The organism is Paraburkholderia heleia NBRC 101817 (assembly GCF_000739775.1).
GTDB lineage: Bacteria > Pseudomonadota > Gammaproteobacteria > Burkholderiales > Burkholderiaceae > Paraburkholderia > Paraburkholderia heleia.
The window spans coordinates 111,257-131,805 of the sequence record NZ_BBJH01000003.1 but is presented as its reverse complement, the minus strand read 5'-3'; the positions used below and the strand labels follow the sequence as shown (position 1 = coordinate 131,805).

At 64.9% G+C, this 20,549-nt stretch carries 18 protein-coding genes; 11 read left to right on the top strand and 7 right to left on the bottom strand.

Annotation, left to right across the window (positions count from 1 at the left end; all coding sequences use genetic code 11):
* Positions 1 to 3: 3 nt before the first annotated feature.
* Positions 4 to 1,215 (bottom strand): M20 aminoacylase family protein, encoded by a 1,212-nt coding sequence (locus BHE01S_RS02530; protein ID WP_042260247.1) that lies wholly within the window; start codon positions 1,213 to 1,215, stop codon positions 4 to 6.
* Positions 1,216 to 1,273: 58 nt separating this feature from the next.
* A complete protein-coding gene (locus BHE01S_RS02525) occupies positions 1,274 to 2,569 on the bottom strand; it encodes an MFS transporter (protein ID WP_042260246.1) in 1,296 nt (431 codons plus the stop codon).
* 413 nt (positions 2,570 to 2,982) lie between these two features.
* On the opposite strand from BHE01S_RS02525, the gene BHE01S_RS02520 reads away from it, so the two are divergent.
* The 7 genes from BHE01S_RS02520 (at position 2,983) to BHE01S_RS02490 (ending at position 9,715) form a co-directional block, all read left to right on the top strand.
* Positions 2,983 to 3,834: a transporter substrate-binding domain-containing protein gene (locus tag BHE01S_RS02520; RefSeq protein ID WP_042260706.1), complete on the top strand. Its 852-nt coding sequence runs from the start codon at positions 2,983 to 2,985 to the stop codon at positions 3,832 to 3,834.
* Between the two features lie 73 nt (positions 3,835 to 3,907).
* Complete coding sequence (locus tag BHE01S_RS02515) at positions 3,908 to 4,639, top strand: ABC transporter permease (RefSeq protein WP_042260243.1); 732 nt, start codon at positions 3,908 to 3,910, stop codon at positions 4,637 to 4,639.
* A 17-nt stretch (positions 4,640 to 4,656) separates the two neighbouring features.
* Complete coding sequence (locus tag BHE01S_RS02510; protein WP_042260241.1) at positions 4,657 to 5,403, top strand: ABC transporter permease; 747 nt, start codon at positions 4,657 to 4,659, stop codon at positions 5,401 to 5,403.
* Positions 5,404 to 5,428: 25 nt separating this feature from the next.
* A complete protein-coding gene (locus BHE01S_RS02505; RefSeq protein WP_042260704.1) occupies positions 5,429 to 6,220 on the top strand; it encodes an ABC transporter ATP-binding protein in 792 nt (263 codons plus the stop codon).
* A gap of 25 nt (positions 6,221 to 6,245) precedes the next feature.
* Entirely contained in the window at positions 6,246 to 7,862 is a 1,617-nt protein-coding gene (locus BHE01S_RS02500; protein WP_042260238.1) for an HAL/PAL/TAL family ammonia-lyase, read from the top strand.
* Between the two features lie 13 nt (positions 7,863 to 7,875).
* The gene (hutC, locus tag BHE01S_RS02495; protein WP_062859873.1) at positions 7,876 to 8,625 is read left to right on the top strand and encodes a histidine utilization repressor; all 750 of its coding nucleotides are present in this window, start codon (positions 7,876 to 7,878) and stop codon (positions 8,623 to 8,625) included.
* Between the two features lie 97 nt (positions 8,626 to 8,722).
* Positions 8,723 to 9,715: a LysR family transcriptional regulator gene (locus BHE01S_RS02490; RefSeq protein WP_084068496.1), complete on the top strand. Its 993-nt coding sequence runs from the start codon at positions 8,723 to 8,725 to the stop codon at positions 9,713 to 9,715.
* 44 nt (positions 9,716 to 9,759) lie between these two features.
* On the opposite strand, the gene BHE01S_RS02485 is transcribed toward BHE01S_RS02490, so the two are convergent.
* A complete protein-coding gene (locus tag BHE01S_RS02485) occupies positions 9,760 to 10,875 on the bottom strand; it encodes a 4-hydroxyphenylpyruvate dioxygenase family protein (protein ID WP_042260236.1) in 1,116 nt (371 codons plus the stop codon).
* Positions 10,876 to 11,204: 329 nt separating this feature from the next.
* Here BHE01S_RS02485 and shiA point away from each other — a divergent pair, with 329 nt between their 5' ends.
* Positions 11,205 to 12,518, top strand: a complete 1,314-nt coding sequence (shiA, locus tag BHE01S_RS02480) for a shikimate transporter (protein ID WP_042260234.1) — start codon at positions 11,205 to 11,207, stop codon at positions 12,516 to 12,518.
* Positions 12,519 to 12,612: 94 nt separating this feature from the next.
* Entirely contained in the window at positions 12,613 to 13,383 is a 771-nt protein-coding gene (locus BHE01S_RS02475) for an IclR family transcriptional regulator domain-containing protein (RefSeq protein WP_042260231.1), read from the top strand.
* 58 nt (positions 13,384 to 13,441) lie between these two features.
* Here the strand turns inward: BHE01S_RS02475 and BHE01S_RS02470 are convergent, their stop codons facing one another.
* The 4 genes from BHE01S_RS02470 to BHE01S_RS02455 form a co-directional block, all read right to left on the bottom strand.
* Complete coding sequence (locus BHE01S_RS02470) at positions 13,442 to 14,293, bottom strand: mechanosensitive ion channel family protein (protein ID WP_042260227.1); 852 nt, start codon at positions 14,291 to 14,293, stop codon at positions 13,442 to 13,444.
* Positions 14,294 to 14,452: 159 nt separating this feature from the next.
* Positions 14,453 to 15,643: an arginine deiminase gene (locus tag BHE01S_RS02465; protein ID WP_245639630.1), complete on the bottom strand. Its 1,191-nt coding sequence runs from the start codon at positions 15,641 to 15,643 to the stop codon at positions 14,453 to 14,455.
* Between the two features lie 174 nt (positions 15,644 to 15,817).
* Positions 15,818 to 17,242 (bottom strand): basic amino acid/polyamine antiporter, encoded by a 1,425-nt coding sequence (locus BHE01S_RS02460; protein ID WP_042260223.1) that lies wholly within the window; start codon positions 17,240 to 17,242, stop codon positions 15,818 to 15,820.
* 81 nt (positions 17,243 to 17,323) lie between these two features.
* The gene (locus tag BHE01S_RS02455) at positions 17,324 to 17,785 is read right to left on the bottom strand and encodes an outer membrane lipoprotein (protein ID WP_042260221.1); all 462 of its coding nucleotides are present in this window, start codon (positions 17,783 to 17,785) and stop codon (positions 17,324 to 17,326) included.
* Positions 17,786 to 18,076: 291 nt separating this feature from the next.
* On the opposite strand from BHE01S_RS02455, the gene BHE01S_RS02450 reads away from it, so the two are divergent.
* Positions 18,077 to 19,492: a basic amino acid/polyamine antiporter gene (locus BHE01S_RS02450; protein ID WP_042260218.1), complete on the top strand. Its 1,416-nt coding sequence runs from the start codon at positions 18,077 to 18,079 to the stop codon at positions 19,490 to 19,492.
* Entirely contained in the window at positions 19,417 to 20,547 is a 1,131-nt protein-coding gene (locus BHE01S_RS02445) for a cation diffusion facilitator family transporter (RefSeq protein ID WP_157025085.1), read from the top strand. The genes BHE01S_RS02450 and BHE01S_RS02445 overlap by 76 nt, the downstream gene beginning before the upstream one ends.
* Positions 20,548 to 20,549 lie beyond the last annotated feature (2 nt).

Below are 20,549 nucleotides of genomic sequence, written 5' to 3'. Positions count from 1 at the left end.
TCGTCACGCCACGAGAAACCGCTGGGCCAGACGCACCCAGCACGCCGCGCCGAGCGGCAGCACCTGGTCGTTGAAGTCATAGCCGGGGTTGTGCACCATGCAGCCACCGAACTCCCCTTCGCCGTTGCCGAGCAGCAGGTAGCAACCGGGCACCGCATCGAGCATCCAGGCGAAGTCTTCGCTGCCGTTCAAGCCCTTGGGTGCCTGCATGACCACGTTGTCCTCGCCGACCAGCTCCGCGCAGACCTGCTGCGCGAGCGTGGTTTCTTCCGGCGTATTGACCATCGGCGGCGTCAGCTGCCGATAGTCGATCAGCGCCTCCACGCCATGAGCCTGGGCGGTGAGCGCCACGATCTCGCGCACGCGTGCTTGCACGAGCGCACGCGTTTCGGCGCGCGCCGCCCGGATGTTCAGCCCGAGCGCGACCGTCTCCGGGATGACGTTGTGGGTCGCGCCGCCCCGAATGTAGCCGACGGATACCACCGCGGACTCGTCGGGCGCCACGTTGCGCGCCACGATGGTTTGCAGCGCCGTCACGAGCGCCGCCGCGGCCACGATGGGGTCCTTCACGCGGTGCGGCATCGCGCCGTGGCCACCCACGCCCTTGAGCGTCACGTCGGCCACATCCGACGAAAGACTCACCGCCCCCGGCAGCACGCGAAACGTCCCGGCCGGCACGCCCGGCATGTTGTGCAGCGCGTACACCGCGTCGCAAGGAAAGCGCTCGAACAGACCGTCTTCGATCATCGCCTTCGCGCCGCACAGGTTCTCTTCGTCGGGTTGGAAGATCAGGTTGAGCGTGCCGTCGAAATCGCGCCGCTCCGCCAGCGTTTTCGCGGCGGCGAGCAGGATCGCCGTGTGGCCGTCGTGGCCGCACGCGTGCATCTTGCCGGGCGTCTGGCTCGCGTATGGCAGACCCGTGTTCTCGACGATCGGCAGCGCGTCCATGTCGGCGCGAATGCCCAGGCGCCGCTTGCCGCTGCCCGCCTTGAGCTGCCCCACCACGCCGCTCTTGCCAATGCCCGTATGGACTTCGTAGCCCCACTTCTCCAGCAGCATGGCGACGAGCTTCGCAGTGGCGCCCACTTCGAACCCTAGTTCGGGCTGCGAATGAATCTGCCGGCGTATGCCGATGAACGTCTGCGCATCGATCTCGATCTCGGGCAGCAAGGTAGGCAGCAACTGGAACGGCGTGAGCGACGGTTCACGTTTCATGAGGACTCCGTTGTTCGTGTGAAGGATCGAAGGGCGAGAAGCGCTGCGCAACGCGTCGTCAGCCGACGCGACGCTCGCGAATCGCGCCGATGGCGCATAGCGAGATGAGCCCGCAAACGACAAGATAGACCGCAGGCGAAAGCGGATTACCGGTCTTCGCGAGCAGCCATGTGACGACGAACTGCGAGCTTCCGCCGAACACCGTCACGCCCACGCTATAGATAACCGAAAGACCGCTCGCGCGCACGCCGGCGGGAAGCATTTCCATGAGCATCAGCAGCATGGGCGTGGAGCCGAGATTCGCTGCGGCCGTGATCATGACCGAGAGCGCCAGCACGAGCGGCACGCTCGGCATGCGCGTCATCAGCCAGAACGCAGGCACGATGGCGACGATGTTGAAGAGCAGCGCACCGAGCACGAGCCGCTTGCGGCGCGCGAGGCGGTCGGCGAGACGCCCCGAGACGAGCGAGGCGACGAGCATCGTGAAGCCGGTGGCGCAGCCCGACAGCAGCGAGAGCGACGGCGGCATCTTGAGCACGCGGATCATGTAGGTCGGCATGAAGAACACCACGAGATACATGCCCACGGTGCCCGCCGTGATCGAGAGCATGCCGAGGCCCACTTTCGCCCCATGCTCGCGCATGAGCGTGCCGAGCGGGCTGGGCGCATCGGGCTCGGCCTCGTGCGTTTCGTCAAGCCTGGAGCGGATATAAAGGCCCACCGGCGCGATCAGCAGACCGCCCATGAACGGCAGACGCCAGCCCCAGCTCTCCAGCGCCTGCGGCGAGAGCGTGGCGTAGAGCACGGCGCCCGTGAGCGCTCCGACGAGCGCCGAGATGCCCTGGCTGCCCAGTTGCCAGCTCACGCGAAAGCCGCGCTGCCCCACTTCGCCGGACTCCATCAGCATGGCCGTGGACGCGCCGATTTCGCCGCCGAGCGAAAAACCCTGCAAGAGGCGCCCCGCAAGGATCACGAGCGAACCCAGCACGCCGGCCTGCGCATAGGTGGGCGCGAGCGAGATGCACAGCGTGCCCGCCACCATCAGCGCAATGGTCAGCGTCATGGCGGCCTTGCGCCCGCGCCGGTCGGCATAGCTGCCGATCACGAGCCCTCCCAGCGGCCGCATGACGAAACCGATGCCGAACGTCGCCACGGCCAGCAGCAGCGAGCCGTAAGGGCTGTCCGAGGGGAAAAAGAGCCGGCCGATCAGCAGCGCGAAAAAGCTGTAGACCGTGAAGTCGTACATTTCGAGCGCATTGCCGATCGAACAGGCGGCGATCAGGCGGAACTGGCTCTGGCGAGTGGCCGCGTGCGGCGCAATCGGGGCGGTGGCGCTGAGCGTTGCGTCATTCATGGCGGATCTCCGCGAGACGTGGGGCGGTGGGGACCGGAAGCGGCCGATCGATATTCAGGCAGGTCTCACTTTTGAAAGAAGTCACAAATTTTCATCTTGATAACCGGATGGAATCGCTGCGAAACGCAACGGCCATCGCGCGGCCATACTGCGCCCCGCTTCCAACATGACTAGACAAATCAAGGAGCCGCACCCTTGAGCAAGATCGCCGCCGGCGCGGCACCATCATGCCTCACGGCGAGCGCACGGATCTAGCGCCATTACAGGCGGCTTAACAGGGTTTTCCATGAGCCCGGATTTCTGAAATTCTCTTGCACGCAAATTCTTTTCTCGTCATGCTTGTCTATGCAAGTCACACAAACGAAAGAACGTACCCACGAGTCCACGGTACCCACCGACAAAGGAGCATGGTCATGCAGGCGAAGTACCCCCGGCTGGCAAAAGCGCTGATCGGCGCTGCACTCGGCGTCACGCTGCTTGGAAGCGGCAGTGCAGGCGCGAAGGAATGGAAAAGCGTGACGATCGCGCTCGACGGGAGCTATGCCCCCTGGAACCTGACACTGCCTGGCGGCAAGCTCGGCGGCTTCGAACCGGAACTGGTCGAAAACCTCTGTGCGCGTGCACAGATCCAGTGCAAACTCGTTGCCCAGGACTGGGACGGCATGATTCCGGGTCTGCAGGCCGGCAAGTTCGACGTGCTGATGGATGCCATCTCGATCACACCCGAGCGCGAGAAGATCATTGCGTTCTCGAAGCCCTATGCGGCCACGCCAGCCACGTTCGCCGTGGCCGATACGAAGATCCTGCCGAAGGGTGGCCCGAACACGCCGCCCCTGAAGCTCGACGCCGACGCGCGCAGCAACGCGCCCGCCATCGAGGCGATGCGCAAGGCACTGAAGGGCAAGACGATCGGCATCCAGTCGGGCACCGTCTATACGGGCTTCATCAACGCCAACTTCAAGGACGTGGCGTCAGTGCGCGTGTACAAGACCGCACCCGAGCGCGACCTCGATCTCACGAACGGCCGCATCGACGCCACCTTCGACGACGTGACCTACTACACCGCCAACGCCGACAAGTCGCCCGTGGTGATTGCCGGCACGATGATCTCGGGCCCGATCTGGGGACCCGGCGAAGGCCTCGCGTTCCGCAAGCAGGACGCCGACCTGAAGGCGAAGTTCGACACCGCGATCACGGCGGCGCTTGCCGACGGCACCGTGAAGAAGCTCGCCCTGAAGTGGTTCAAGACCGACGTGACGCCATAAGCGCTGCATCCTGGCCATACGCGCGCCGCAAGCGGCGCGCGCCTTTGCTTCCCGACCCGCGTGGATCCAAGCCATGTCTCTGTTATCGCTATTCAACACACTCGGCCTCGGGCCGGACGGCTGGGGTAGCGTGCTGCTTCTCGGCGCGTTGATGACCGTCGTGCTCACGCTTGCCGCATTGGCTATCGGCGCGGTGTTCGGTGCGCTCATTGCCGCCGCGAAACTCTCGCGCTGGCGCGTGCTGCGCGTATTCGGCGACTTCTACACGACCGTCTTTCGCGGCGTGCCCGAACTGCTCGTCATCTATCTGTTCTATTTCGGCGGCTCCTCGCTGGTCACCACCGTCGGCCAGTGGTTCGGCGCCGAAGGTTTCGTCGGCGTGCCGCCCTTCGCGGTCGGGGCGTTCGCGGTCGGCATGATTTCGGGCGCCTATCAGGCCGAGGTCTATCGCGCAGCCGTGCTCGCGGTCGCGCGCGGCGAACTCGAAGCCGCTCGCGCCATTGGCATGCCGACGCTGACGATGTTCCGCCGCATCCTGATCCCGCAGGTGCTGCGCTACGCGCTGCCCGGCATCGGCAATGTCTGGCAACTGAGCCTCAAGGATTCCGCGCTGATATCGGTCACGGGTCTCGCTGAACTGCTGCGCGCGAGCCAGATCGCGGCCGGCTCGACGCATCAGTACTTCCTCTTCTTCGTCGTTGGCGGCCTGCTCTATCTCGCCATGACGGGCGTTTCGAACCGTGTCTTCGCCCGCGCCGAAGCGGTCGTCGGCCGCTCATTCAAGCGCAACTTCGCGCGCAACTGATCGGAGAGCGCTCCATCATGACTATCGATTTCGCGTTCCTGCTCGACACGTTGCGCCAGCTCATCGGCGCGGTGCCGACTACGCTCGGTCTTTTCTTCGCCTCGCTCGTGCTGGGCGGTCTGCTCTCGCTCGTGATCGTCACGATGCGCGTCTCGCCGCACTGGCTGCCGAACCGGTTCGCGCGCGCGTACATCCTCGTATTTCGCGGCTCCCCGCTGCTCATCCAGATGTTCCTCGTCTATTACGGCCTCGGTCAGTTCGGCGTGATTCGCGAAAGCTTTCTGTGGCCGGTGCTGCGCGAACCCTATGTCTGCGCGGTCCTGTCGCTCGCGCTGTGCACGGCGGGATATACGGCCGAAATCATCCGCGGCGGCCTGATGGCGGTCCCCGTCGGGCAAATCGAAGCCGGATACTCGATCGGCCTTTCCGGTTTCGCCCTGCTGCGCCGCGTGATCGGGCCGATCGCGCTGCGCCAGTGCCTGCCCGCGTATTCGACGGAAGCCGTGCTGCTCGTCAAGTCGACGGCGCTGGCGAGCCTCGTCACCGTTTGGGAAGTGACGGGCGTCGCGCAGCAGATCATCCAGCAGACCTATCGCACCACCGAAGTGTTCACGTGCGCCGCGCTGATCTACCTGTTCCTGAACTTCGTCGTCGTGCGCGTAATCGGCTTCATCGAGCACCGGCTGTCGCGCCACCTGCGTGCGGCGCCGCCCGCCGTACGCAAGCCCGCCGCGCCGCTCGAAGCGCGCCGCGCCGCATCGTGACCCGCTGCCCCATCTGGAGAGTTTGATGAACCCATCTGCACCCGTTGCGCTGTCGGTGCGCAACATCCATAAATCGTTCGGCGACCATCACGTCCTGAAGGGCATTTCGCTCGACGCTCACGAGGGCGACGTCATTTCGATTCTCGGCGCGAGCGGCTCGGGCAAGAGCACGTTCCTGCGCTGCCTGAACCTGCTCGAGACGCCGGACGACGGCTCGGTCGCGCTCGCAGGCGAGGCGCTCAAGATGAAGCGCTGCCGCGACGGCAGGCTGCAGCCGGGCGACCGCCGCCAGGTCGACCGCGTGCGCTCGCAGCTCGGCATGGTGTTTCAGAATTTCAACCTGTGGTCGCACATGACCGTGCTGGAGAACCTGATCGAAGGGCCCATGCGCGTGCTCAAGCGCAGCCGCGCCGAGTCGGTCGAAGAAGCCGAAGCGCTGCTCGCCAAGGTCGGTCTCGCGGACAAGCGCGGCCACTATCCGGCCCATCTGTCGGGCGGTCAGCAGCAGCGCGTCGCGATTGCGCGCGCGCTCGCCATGCATCCCAAGGTGATGCTGTTCGACGAGCCGACGTCGGCGCTCGATCCCGAGCTGGTCGGCGAAGTGCTGCGCGTGATGCGCACGCTCGCCGCCGAAGGCCGCACGATGCTCGTCGTCACGCACGAGATGGGCTTCGCGCGCCACGTCTCGAATCGCGTGATGTTCCTGCATCAGGGCCAGGTGGATTCGGACGGCACGCCAGACGAGGTGTTCGGCGAACTGAAGTCGGACCGTTTCAGGCAGTTCGTTTCGAGTCACCAGGACCGCAACGCTCACTGAACCCGCGCAACGCACAAGCACTCTCATGACAATCGTACGTACCCAGGATCCGCTCGACTGGCGCGACATCGCAGCCATTGCAGCGGGTGAACCGCTGATGCTCAGCGCGCACGCACAGTCAAGCATTCGCGGCGCACGGGCGCTCGTCGAACAGATCGTCGCGCGCAGCATCCGCGCGTATGGCGTGAACACGGGCGTCGGCGCGCTGTGCGACGTAGTCGTCTCGCAAGACGAACAGCACGACCTCTCGCACAACATCCTGATGAGCCATGCGGTGGGCGTAGGCGAGGCGCTCGGCGCAGAGGAAACGCGCGCAATCATGGCTGCGGCCATCAACAACTTCGCACATGGGCATTCGGGTGTGCGACTCGAAGTCGTCGAGCGGCTCGCCACGCTGCTGGAGGCGAACTGCCTGCCCGAGGTGCCCGCGTTCGGTTCCGTCGGCTATCTGAGCCACATGGCGCACATCGCGCTCGTGTGCGTGGGCGCGGGACAGGTGCGCTGGAACGGCGAGCGCCTGAGCGGCGCGCAAGCCCTGCAGCGGCTCGGCCTGCAGCCCCTGTCGCTCGAGGCGAAGGAGGGATTGAGCCTCGTAAATGGCACGCCGTGCGTGACCGGGCTCGCCGCGCTCGCGCTTCAGCGCGCTCAGCGGCTGCTCGACTGGGCGGACGTCGTCGCCGCAATGAGTTTCGAGAATCTTGGCGGGCAGATCGCGGCGTTCGACACGCGTTCGCTCGCGTTTCGCATCTCGCCGGGCCTCGCCCGCGTTGGCGAGCGCCTGCGCGCGGCGCTCGCCGGCAGCTCGCTGCTCGAAAAGTCGCTCGGGCGGCACACGCAGGACCCGCTCAGCGTGCGCACGATTCCGCACGTGCACGGCGCGGCGCGAGACACGCTCGCCGCGACGGCCGAAGTCGTGAACCGCGAGCTTGCCTCGGTGACCGACAATCCGATCGTTGCGGGCACACCGGAAGCGCCGCAGGTCTACTCGCAGGCGCATGCGGTCGGCGCCTCGATCGCACTGGCGATGGACAGTCTCGCAACCGCGATTGCGCAGGTCGCGGCAATGGCAGAACGGCGCCTCGACCGCCTCGTGAACCCGCTTGTGAGCGGCCTGCCCGCCTTCCTCGCTCACGCGGGCGGCACGCGCTCGGGGTTCATGATCGCGCAGTACACGGCAGCATCGCTCGTCGCGCAGAACCGCCGTGAAGCGGCGCCCGCGAGTCTCGACGGCGGCGTGACCTCGGGGCTGCAGGAGGACCACCTGTGCCATGCGACGCCCGCCGCGCTCAAGGCGCTCACGATCATCGAGAACAGCAACCGGATCCTCGGCATCGAACTGCTCGCCGCGGCGCAAGCCTACGACCTGCAGCCGCTCGACGCGGCGCGCGCCCCATACACGGACGCGCTCTATGCCCGCGTGCGCGCCACGCTGCCGACCTATCGCGACGACCGCCCGCTCTCCGACGACATGACGTTCGCGTTTCGCCTCGTCGCCGACGGCGCCCCGCCGCCGCTTCCCGGCCCCGCACGAGACGGCGCGAGGCCCGCCCCGCAGGCAACGGAACGCGACACGCTGCCAAACGCGCGCAGCACGGCAACCCCGGCAAGCAACGACGCGCTTCCCGGCGCGATCGGCGTCTGAAGCGAGGTCAGACATGAACGCGCCATCTTCGCTCATCGACAATTCGACGCGTTCCGCGACAGCGCACAAGGTCGCTCCGGCGTATGAGCAGATCAAGCGCTACGTGGTCGACCGAATCGCGGACGGCACCTGGAAGCCGGGTGAAGCCATTCCGTCGGAAACGGAGCTTGTCAAGGAATTCGGCGTCGCGCGCATGACCGTATCGCGCGCGCTTCGCGAACTGTCGGCCGAGCATGTGCTCAGACGCGTCCAGGGCGCGGGAACGTTCGTCGCGTCGCGCGACGTCGAATCGACCGTGCTCGAGGTTCGCAATATCGCCGACGAAATCGCCGCGCGGGGCCACCGGCACAGCGCACGGGTGCTGACACTGGAAGCGAGCGCGAACGATCAGGCGATGGCCGCGCTCGAGCTTGCCGGCGGCTCCGCGTTCCATTCGCGTATCGTCCACTACGAGGAAGACGAACCGATCCTGTACGAGGACCGCTACGTCAACCCGCATGTGTTTCCGGCGTATCTGGAGCAGGACTTCACGCTGGAAACGCCGAACCACTACATGATGAGGCTCGCGCCGGTTCAACGGGCGGAGTTCCGGATCTACGCGCAAAAGCCGGACGCGGACATACGGCGCCATCTTTCGATGAATATTGGCGAGCCCTGCCTGCTGATGTGGCGGCGTACGTGGGTCGGCAGCGCGGTGGCGACGGCTGTCGAGCTTTGGCATCCGTCTTCGCGTTTTCATCTGGTCGGCAAGGTATCGACGTAACGCCGCGTATCCGCTCCCGTCTTCATGGCGTTGCGCAACGTTTAGAATCTCTTCCGACCGGAGTACACAGAAGCGCCACGCGCGGGGAGCACCACCGATGAAACTGCACCAGTTGCGCGTCCTGCTCGCGCTCGCGCAGCACGGCAGCATGCACGAGGCATCGCGCAGCCTGCACATCTCGCAGCCGGCGCTTTCCAAGGCGATTGCGGAACTGGAGCGCGAACTGGGCGTGACGCTCATGTCGCGTTCGGTGCGCGGCGTGAGCCTCACGAATTACGGGCGCGCGCTCGCGAGGCGCGCGAGCGTGGTCGAACAGGAGTTGCGCCACGCGCTGGAAGATATCGAAGGCATGCGCGGCCATGCCGAGGCGCAATTGAACATCGGTTTTTCCGCCGTGGCATCGAGCGGGCCGCTGCCCGAATCCATCGCGGCGTTTCGCGCGCGCTTTCCGGGCGTGGCGGTGCATGCCTATGAAATGCGGCCGCAGCAGATACTCGAAGGGTTGCGCGAAGGCCGCCTCGACCTCGCGCTTATCTCGACGAACAGCGGCCCCGGCACAAGCGCGTTTCAGTGGGAGCCGCTTTTCTCCGTGGGCATGGTGCTCGCCACGCGCCCCGGCCATCCGCTTGCGCGCGCCACGCGCCTGCGCGATCTGCTCGAGGCCGACTGGCTCACGCTCGACCCGCTGGACGATCCCGGCAGCCCGCTCGCGAGCCTCATGCGCGTCAATCGCCTCGACATGCCCAGGCGCGTCGTGCACAGCGTGTCGAACCTGCTCGGCCTGCAGCTCGCGACCTGCACGGATGTGATCAGCATGTGGTCGGATTTCGTGTTCTACGGCATGAACGGGCCGCTCGTCCTCCGGCGCGACGCGTTGCGCAGGCTCCCCATTCGCGACGAGCTGCCCGACTTCCACGTGTTCATGGTCTACCGGTCCACGGACCTGATGACCCAGGCGTGCACCGAGTTCAGCAAGGAGATTCGCCATCGCTGCCGCACGATGGTCTCGCCGCGCGCCGCCGCGTCTGCCGCGTCCACGACGCCCGGCGCGCCACGCACGCGCCGGACGGCGGGCGCGGCCACGAAGTAACCGTCCGAATACACTCGAAAAGCTAACGTGGCAAATTTCGCTATTTAGCCGCGCGGCGCGCCCGCCTCGCGCGAGCGCGCGAGCACGTCGAGATTGCCTTCGCCGAAACCGTGGTGGCCGCTGCGCTGCACGACTTCGAAAAAGATCTCGCCGGGATGGCGTTTGGCAAACGTCTGAAAAAAGAGCCGCGGCACGCCGTCTTCGCCCATCTCGCCGTCGATCAGCACATGACGCTTGCGCAGCGCCGCCAGGTCCACGCCGTGACCGGGCAAGCGCGCATCCACGGAGTCATAGTAAGCGGGCGGCGGTTCGACGAATTCCACGCCATTGGCCATGAGCGCGTCGACGCTCGCGAGGATGTCGCTGCTTGCCAGCGCGATGTGCTGCACGCCTTCGCCGGGATGCTCGGGCAGATAGTCGTGCAATAGCTGCGTGCGCCGCGTGCCTTCCTCATAAACAGGAATGCGCAGCTCGCCGTCGGGCGACACCATCACGCGAGACTCCTCGGACACGTGCCAGTTCGCGTTGATCTCGTGGATCTCGCGGAAATGCAGCAGGTCGCGATAGAAGTCGAGCCATTCCGCAATGCGCCCCGCCCCCACCGTTTGCGTAAGGTGATCGACGCGCGTGAGGCCGGTGCCGCCATGGTCGAGATCGGTATGCGCGGTGGCGACGTCGATGGGCCGGAAGTCGATGTCGAAGATCGAAATATCGCCCACGCCGCCGCGCTGGCCGCCGCGGCCGCGCCAGCGGTCGATGAAATAGAGGTGCGAATCGCCAATGCCCTGGATCGCGGGAATCTGCAGCTCCGCGGGCCCGAGGCGCTCGCCTTCGAACGCCCACGCGCCGAGCGAAATGGCGTGCTCGAACGCGCGCCTCGCATTGTCGACGCGCACGCCGATCGCGCAGATGCCCATGCCGTACTCCTGCGCGTAACGCGCGGCGAACGAGTCGGGCTCGGCATTCAGCAGGAAGTTCATCTCGCCCTGGCGGTAGAGCGTGACCGCCTTGCTCACGTGACGAGCGATCGCCTTGAACCCGAACTGTTCGAAACGGCGGCCAAGGTCGGCAGGCTCGGGCGCGGCGAACTCGACGAACTCGAGGCCGGCCATGCCGAGCGGATTGTCCGCCTGCGGCGGAGGATTAGCGGGGCTGGACATGCAGTAGGCTCCTGACGCAAGCGCTGAAACGGATACTTCACCGCCACGCCGCCAGCTTCGGGGCGCGCGATTCTGGCCAATGAGCTGGCAAACGAAGCAGGCCGATTTTAACCAGTTCGTTCATTTTGACGAAGACCGCCGTGCGCGGGCAGTCCACGCGCCATCTCGGTGCAAACCCGCAAAGCGTTCGATAATCGCACGCATCTGGGCGATAATCGCGCAAAACGGCGCCGCCGCGCATTGCCGGACTGTGCGCCCCGCCCTATGCTGCGTCTCACGTTTCGCGCATCTCGCAGCATGGCACATGCGCAAAAGTCTGGAGACAACTCATGACCCCAAGCCTCGGCACCACCGGCTCGCCCGAAGCCGCCCCTCTCGCCCCGTCACGCAGCCAGGCCCGCAAGGCGGCGCTCGGCAGTTTCGTCGGCGCGGTCGTCGACTGGTACGACTTCCTGCTCTACGGCATTGTCGCCGCGCTGGTGTTCAACGTGGCGTTCTTCCCGCAGGTCGGCCGGTCCATGGGCACGCTCGCCGCATTCGCGACCTTCGGCGTGGGCTTTCTCTTTCGGCCGCTCGGCGGCGTCGTGTTCGGCCACTTCGGCGACCGGCTCGGCCGCAAGCGCATGCTCGTCCTGACCGTCATGATGATGGGCCTTTCCACCGTTGCCATCGGTCTCTTGCCGACCTTTGCGACCATCGGCTGGTGGGCGCCCGTGCTGCTCGTCACGATGCGCGCGCTGCAAGGCTTCGCCGTGGGCGGCGAATGGGGCGGCGCGGCGCTCATGGCCGTGGAAAGCGCGCCGCGCGGCAAGAAGGCGTTCTATAGCAGCGGCGTGCAGGTCGGCTACGGCGTGGGCCTCGTGCTCGCTACCGGCCTCGTTGCGCTCCTGAGCCACCTGCTCGGCGACGCGGCGTTCCGTTCCTGGGGCTGGCGTCTGCCGTTCCTCTTCAGCGTCGTCCTCGTGCTCGTGGGCCTGTGGGTGCGCTCGAGCATGGACGAGTCGCGCGAGTTCGTCGAGAAGGTCGAGCACGGTCACCGCAAGCTCAAGATGCCGGTGCTCGAAGCGCTCACGCGTCACCCCAAGGCGTTTCTCTACATCGTCGCGCTTCGCCTTGCCGAACTCTTCACGATGTATATCGTGACCGCCTTCGCGCTGAGCTATTCGACCAGCAACCTCGGCATGTCGCGCGATCTCTTCCTCGGCATCGGCCTGTTCGTCGGCGCGCTCTCGTGCGTGACGATCCCCTGCTTCGCGTGGCTCGCCGATCGCCTCGGACTGCGCCGCATCTATCTGATCGGCGCGTTCATCGGCTTGTTGAGCGCCGTGCCGTTCTTCCTCGCGCTCGAAGCGCGGGCCACGGTCTGGATCGTGATCTTCTCCGTGATGCTCGCGAACATCGCCCACGACATGGTCGTGAGTGTGCAGCAACCGCTCTTCACCGAGCTGTTCGGCGCGGAGTACCGCTACAGCGGAGCGGGCGTGGGCTACCAGTTCGCGAGCGTGGTGGGCGGCGGCTTCACACCGTTCATCGCCGTCGCGCTGGTGGGCTTTGGCGGCGGTACGTGGCACCTCGTCGCCGCGTACCTGGCGACAGGCTGCCTGATCTCGCTGATCGTAGCGGCGCGCATGAAGCCGGCGTGAGCAGGAACGGATCGTTCGCTCGCAAGCCGCAGACGTTTGGCGCCTGCGGCTTTTTCCCTTGTTCAGGCCATCCTGTACCGGGTCTTGCACGCCGATGAAGAAACCGCCACTGGACCGGCGCGACTGGATCGCGGGGCTCGAAAAGGGCCTCGCGATTCTCGAAGCCTTCGACAGCGAACACGCGCGCATGACCCCCACCCAGGCGGCGGAACGCACGGGCCTCTCGCGCACCGCCGCGCGCCGTTATCTGCTCACGCTCGAGTCGCTGGGCTATGTGTACACGGACGGACGGCTGTACGGCCTCACGCCGCGCGTGCTGCGCGTAGGCTGGTCCTACTTCGATTCGGCGCGTCTGCCGCGCACCGTGCAGCCTTATCTGCAGCAGTTGAGCGCGACGCTCAACGAATCGGCCTATGTGAGCGTGCTCGACGACTGGGACCTCGTCGTGATTGCGCGCAATGGCGTCTCGCGCGTGATGACGACGGGCTTCGTGCTCGGCGCGCGCGTGCCCGCGCCGCTCATCTCGCCGGGCGTGGTGCTGCTCGCGCACGAGGCCGACCAGCAAGCGGTTTCGGCTTGGCTCGACACGGTCGAGCTGTCGCCCTTCACGCCGCATACCATCACGAGCGGCGCGCGTCTGCGCGAGAAGATCGTGAATGCGCGCGTGGATGGCTATGCGCTCATCGAGCAGCAGTTGCAGGTGGGCGTGCGCGGCATTGCCGTGCCGCTCAGGAATCGCAACGGCGAGGTGGTCGCTGCGCTCAGCACCAACATGCCGATGGGCGAAGAAAGCCCCGAGGCCGCTCTCCAGCGTGTCCTGCCGCATCTGCAGGAAAGCGCCCTCGCCATGCTCAACGTGCTCTAACGCGCTCGACGTGCCCTAACGCGCTCGGCATGCTCTGGCGTGACGTTTGAACCACGGCTCACGAGCGCGTGAGCGCTGCATGATCGCCCGTCGCGCGCGCGTTGCCCGCCACGGCGAGCCCCGCGGTGGCAAGCGCTTCGCGTGCATGTCCGCGTATATCGTCGACGGCGTATTGCACATCGGCGTTGCGCACCCATGCGCGCACCAGCAGGCGCGCGCCGCCGCCGGACGGGTAACTGTCCACGGCGACCGTCGGCGCGAGCGTCGTGCCGCCCTGCACACGCGGTTCGGCGCTAACCATCTCCTTGAGCTTGCCGATGGCCGCATCCACCTGGTCGCGCCGCGCGAGATCGACTGTGACGTCGATACGCTGCGTGCCGCCGCTGCTGTAGTTGACGACGGGATTGCTCCATATCTGGCTGTTCGGCACGAAGACGACATTGCCGTCGCCGCGCTCGATGCGCGTGGTGAACAGCCCCACTTCGCACACGATGCCCGCCGCCGCGCCGCTGCCTTCGATCACGTCGCCGGCGCGAAACGGGCGCAGCATCAGCAGCATGATGCCGGCGGCAATATTCTGCAGCGTGCCCTGCAGTGCGAGGCCGATGGCGAGGCCGGCGGCGCCCAGCGCGGCGAGCACGCTAGCCGTGGCGATGCCCACTTCGCTGAGCGCGGCGACGAGCGCAATCACGCGCACCGCCCACGCGGCCATGCCCGCGAGCATCGGCGCGAGCGTCGGATCGGCGTGCGAGCGCGCCAGCATGCTCGCGAACACGTGCGCCACGCGATGGGAAATCCACCAGCCGACCACCAGGATCAGCACGGCGACGATCACATTCATGACGTCGTGCGTCATCGTGGCGAGCAGCGAGGGTTGCAGATGGAACAAGCGGTTGAGGAAATCGTCCATGATCGGGGATCAAGCGGTTGCGATGGAGGCGAGGTGCGCGTATTGCGCACCCCACAGGACCAGGCAGCAGCCCGCATGCCCGTAAGCTTTGAAAGCATGGAATTCGCAAACCCCATCGATCCGGCACCGGTGCGCCCGCAACGATCTCGTCCCTCGACGCTAGAAGTCCACCGCGTCGCGAATGATCGGGCACGTCATGCAATGACCGCCGCCGCGCCCGCGCCCCAGTTCCGCGCCCACGATGCTCACGACCTCGATGCCGGCCTTGCGCAGCAGCGTGTTCGTATAGGTGTTGCGGTCGTAAGCGAACACCACGCCGGGCGAGGTGCACACGAGGTTCGCGCCGCTGTCCCATTGCGTGCGTTCGCGCTGGTAATCGTTGCCGCCCGCTTCCACCACGCGCATTTTCTTGATGCCGAGCGCCGCGCTCACCACCTCGACAAAGGACTTTTTCTCCTGATGCAGTTCCACACCCGCCGGATGATCGCTGGGCCGGTACGTGAATGTCCGGGTACGCGCGAGGAAATCCGGCGCGATCAGCACGCAGTCGCGATCGGCGAACGTGAAGACCGTGTCGAGGTGCATGGCCGCGCGTATTTTCGGCATCGCCGCCACGATCACCTGCTCGGCGGCGCCCTTCTCGAACAGCGTAGCGGCGAGCTGGCTGATCGCCTGGCGCGAGGTGCGCTCGCTCATGCCGATCAGCACCGTCTTGTTGCCGATGGGCATGACATCGCCGCCTTCGAGCGTCGCCATGCCGTGGTCCTGCGTGGGGTCGCCCCACCACACCTTGACCTTGCCCGCGAAGTCGGGATGGAACTGGTAAATCGCCGCGGCAAGAATCGTTTCCTCGTGCCGCGCGGGCCAGTACAGCGGATTGAGCGTCACGCCGCCGTAAATCCAGCAGGTGGTATCGCGCGTGTAGATCGTGTTCGGCAGCGGCGGCAGCAGATACTCCGTGGAGCCAGCCGCTTCGCGTACGACCTTGAGCGCCGCGCCGCCGTGCGCTTCCGGGAAATCGTGGATCGACAGGCCGCCCAGCAAGGTCTCGGCCAGCTTGCGATCGCCGAGCCCGTCCAGATAGCTGCGCAGTTCGTCGATGAACCCCAGCCCGACCTGGTTCGGCACGATCTGGTTGTCGAGTATCCATTTCTTGCCTTCCGGCACCGCAACGGTTTCGGCGAGCAGGTTGTGCATTTCCACGACTTCGACGCCGCGGTCGCGCATCTTCGTGACGAAATCGAAATGGTCGCGTTTCGCGTTGTCGACCCACAGCACGTCGTCGAACAGCAACTCGTCGCAATTGCTCGGCGTGAGGCGCGAGTGCGCCATGCCAGGCGCGCACACCATCACCTTGCGCAGTTGCCCGACCTCCGAGTACACACCCAACGCGCTCTCTTCCTTCGCCTTTACCTTGCCGCCCTTCGCGGCCTTGTCCGCCTTTTCCGGCTTCTCCACCTTCTCGCCCTTTTCATTCTTGCCACCGCCCTTCGCCTTGGACATATCGATCTCCGCTCGTTCCCGTTAGACCGCCATGGTGCCCGTGGCCAGCGCAACGACGCCTGCGATGGCCGCGACGGCCGCCACGATGAAAATGACCCAGTCGCTCGTCCGCTGGAAAACCTTCAGCTTGCGCTCGCGCCGTGCAATCAAATACAGCACGGTGCCCGGTGCGTAGAGAATCGCCGATAGCAAAATGAACTTGAGGCCGCCGGCAATAATCATGAACAACGTGTAGATCACCGCGACCGACGCCAGGGCGAGATCTCGCGTGCGTTCTTCGGGCCGTACTTCGTAGCTCTCGCCTCGTTTCGAGACAATCCACCCGTAGGCGGCGACGAACAGGTAGGGAATCAGCGACATCGCGCTCGTGAGATTGAGCATCAGGGCGAACGCGTCGTACGAAAAATAGGTACTTGCCACCAGGATTTGCACGACGATGTTCGTGATCCAGAGCGCATTGGCTGGCACGTTGTTGGCGTTTTCACGCGCGAACACGGCCGGCATGTCCTGATTGCGCGCCGCCGCGAACATCACCTCGGCGCAGATGAGCGACCAGGCCAGATACGCGCCGAGCACCGAGATGATCAGCCCGACGCTCACGAAAATCCCGCCCCACGGTCCGACCACGCTTTCGAGCACGGCCGCCATGGAGGGCTGGCGCATGCCCGCCACATCGCCGCGCGGCAGCACGGCGAAAGGCAGCATGGAAACGAGCACCATGAGCGTGGTCACGCCGGCAAAGCCGAAGATCGTTGCGCGCCCGACGTCCGCCCGCTCTTTCGCATAGCGCGAATACACGCTCGCCCCTTCGATGCCGATAAAGACGAATACGGTGACGAGCATGGTCGCGCGCACCTGACCAATGATGCCGCCCTCCTGCGCCGCGGACTCGATATTCAGGTGGAAAGTGCCGTACCTGAACACGAACAGCAGGATCACGATGAACACCACGATCGGAATGACCTTGGCGAACGTCACGATGGTGTTGATGACCGCGGCCTGCTTCACGCCGCGCAGAATGAGAAAGTGAAAGAGCCAGATGCCGATCGAAGCGACGACGATGGCCGTGACCGTATTGCCGTCGCCGAAAATCGGGAAAAACGCGCCCAGCGTGGACTTGATCAGTACCCAGTACGAAACGTTGCCAATGCAACTGCCGATCCAGTAACCGAACGCGGAAAGGAAGCCGGGGTAATCGCCAAAACCCTCTTTGGCATAGACGAACACACCGGCGTCGAGGTTCGGCTTGCGCTCCGCGAGCGCCTGAAACACGCGTGCGAGCGTATACATGCCCACGCCCGCCACGAGCCACGCTATCGCCGCGCCGACCGGCCCCGTTGCGCTGGCGAAGGTTCGCGGCAGAGAAAAGATGCCGGCGCCCACCATGCCCCCAACTACCATCGCGGTCAACTGCACGCGACTCATCTTCTGCTCGGTATCGGCCATCGGTTTCCTCACTTGTTGTCCGGAAATTCGCTTTATCGGGCGGCCGGCGCGCCGCCGCTCAGACTTCAGGGACCGGCAGGGTCACCGCGTCACGCGCACCGAGTTGTTGCCGAGCAGCACGCGTACGCGGTCGCCCGGAACGAACTGCTGATCCGCATCCTGGACCACCGACATGAGTTGCCCCGAATCCAGACGCACGACGATTTCAAGCCCTTGCCGCTGCGTGACGCGCTGCTCGACAGCATTGCCTGCTGCGCCGCCCAGCACGGCGCCGCCGATGCCCGCCGCAACGGAACCCGTGCCGCGCCCGATGTTGCTGCCAGCCGCAATGCCGCCTAGCGCGCCACCGGTTATCGCGCCGATGCCCGTTGGACCCGGCTGAATCGTGACGGGCCGCACGGTTTCGACGGTACCGAGTTCGATCACGAACACCTGCTGAGCCTGGGCCGGCGTGAAGACAGAGCCTGAAGTCGGCGCCTCACAGCCGGAAAGCGCGACCGAGACAACCACGGAGCCAAGAAGCGTTGCGGCGAGATATCGCATGACATTCCCCCTTAATGCGGCGCGTTGCTGGTTCGCTAATTCATTCGGCCGGTTTGCTAACGCTTGCACGGATATTCATTAGCGAACATTTAACCGATACGTATCCGGTGAATTACCGTTTGCCATCCATCCTCCGGACACCTGAAGAACATTATGGAATACGATTCGCAAATGATGCATTCAACGTGACATTCGTTCGAGAATAGTTCAGCAATTCAATGTGGCGCGCATTTTTTTCGCGATTTCCCGCACTCGCATTAGACCGCTCAAAGATCAGAAAAAGGCGCGAACATGAAATCGACGGATGACCAGAAATTGTCGCTGCCGGTGCTGACGGCCATGGTCGTGGGATCCATGGTCGGCGCCGGCATTTATTCGCTGCCGCGCAACTTCGCACTCGCAGCGGGCCCGGCGGCCGCCGTCATCTCATGGTGCATTGCGGGAGGCGGCATGTATATGCTGGCCCGCGTATTCCAGCTACTCGCCGAAATCCGGCCCGACCTCGACTCCGGCATCTTTGCCTATGCACGCGACGGCTTTGGCGGCTACGCCGGCTTTCTTTCTGCGTTCGGGTACTGGATGGCCGGTTGCTTCGGCAATGTCTCTTATTGGGTGCTGATCAAATCCACGCTCGGCGCATTCGTGCCGGCATTTGGAAACGGCAATACGCCGATTGCCATTGCGGTTTCGTCCGTCGGCATATGGGCATTTCACTGGATGCTGCTGCGGGGCATTCGGCAGGCCACCCTCATCAATGCGATTCTCACGGTCGTCAAGATTGTGCCCATTTTCGTTTTTATCGGCATCCTGAGCGTCTATGCCAGTGCGGAGCCATTTACGGACAATCTCGCTCAAAGCGCTAGCGGGCTTGCCTCGCAGGTCAAAGGAACCATGCTCGTGACAGTCTTCGTGTTTCTCGGCATCGAAGGGGCGAGCGTGTATTCGCGCTATGCGAAAAAGCGCTCGGACGTGGGTGCCGCCACGGTACTCGGCTTCGCCTTCGTGCTGTTGCTGCTCGTGCTCGTGACACTGCTGCCCTACGCGCATCTCATGCGCGCGGACCTCGCCGCCATGCGGCAACCTTCGATGGCGTCGGTGCTGGGCGCCGTCATCGGTCCGCCAGGTGCGGTGTTCATCGGCGGCGCGCTGATCGTCTCCGTGCTCGGCGCTTACCTCGCATGGTCGCTGATCTGCGCGGAAGTGCTGTATGCCAGCGCGAAAGCGGACGCCATGCCAGCCATCTTCGCGCGCCGCAACGCGCGGCAGCTTCCCACTGCCGCGATCTGGCTCACGAGCGGCGTGGTGCAGGCCTTCGTCATCAGCACGTACTGGTCTACCGACGCGTTCTCGCTCATGCTGCGCCTCACGAGCGCCATGGCGCTCATCCCCTACTTCTTCGTGGCGACCTTCGGGCTCAAGGCCATCCGCGCACTGCCGCAGTCGGCCATGAGCGCGCGAACGCGCACGCAGCGTTATGCCACTGCGGGTATCGCCACGGTTTATACACTGTTCCTCCTTTACGCTTGCGGGGTGGAACTGCTCGTCATGTCCGCGCTGCTCTATGGCCCCGGCAGCCTGCTGTACATCTGGGCGCGGCGCGAGCGTGGGCAGGCGTTTTTTTCCCGGCCCGAGTGGTGCGCGTTTATCGTGGTGATGGGCGGCGGACTCGTCGCGATCTTCGGGCTGAGCTCCTCCGCATGGCGTTAGCCGCGCGCCATTGCGCCCGCCCGCATCCATCGGCCTTGCGACCGTATTTCGCCTCATCGCCGCCATTGCGGCATCCCAACGTTCGACAGCGAGGAACCATGCCTATCAGCTACGCTTTGCGCAAGGCGCAGCTTGCAGCGGTCGAGCAGCGCGCGATGAAGATTTCCATCTACGTCGTGTGCCTCGGTTTCGCGGCCAACGTCGGTTATGGCTTCATCGTGCAATCCGATACGCTGCTGCTGACCGCCATTTTCTATCTGCTCAATCTCGTGAGTTCCGCGCTTGGATTGCTCGCAGCCACCGTGGTCGGCCGGCCGGCGACGACGCGCTTCGAATATGGGTACTGGTTCCTTGAGCCGCTAGTGAATGGCATCAACGGTCTCATGATGCTGCTGGTCTGCGTGTATGGCTTCGTGAACGGGCTTGAAGGGATACGGTCCGGCGGCCACGTGGTCGATGCACACGGCGTGATCCTGATCAGCATCGCGAGTAGCGTGATCTGCTTCGCCATGGTGGTCTACAAGAAGCGTGCGGCCGCGCAGATCAATTCCAAGCTGCTCAAAACCGACGGCTGGAAATGGATCATGAAATTCTCGTTCAGCGCGGCCACGCTGCTCGGCTTTTTCGTCTATTCCTTATTGCCCGAAAGCTTTCAGGATCTATGGGCGCGCTATGTCGACAGTGCCATGACTGCAGGGCTCTCGTTGATATTTCTCTCGGCGCCCGTGAAGATCGTGCGCACCAGCTTTGCCGAATTGCTGCATATGAGCCCCGAAGAGAACAATCCGCGCGGCGAGATCGAGCAAGCCCTGTCGAAGCTCGAACACGAGCTTGGCATTCTGCGCCATCACACGCATGTCATTCAGGCGGGCCGGCGCAATTTTGTCGAGGTCAGCATGCTGGTCGGCGCGGCGTCCGCGTTAAACGACCTCGCCTCGCAGGACAGATTGCGCGAACGCATCTGGGAAGCGCTCAGCGCGAACCCGCTGGAAAATCGCCTCACCGTGCAGATTACCGCGGACCCGCGCTGGGAGGATGGGCGCCAGCCGGGATGACA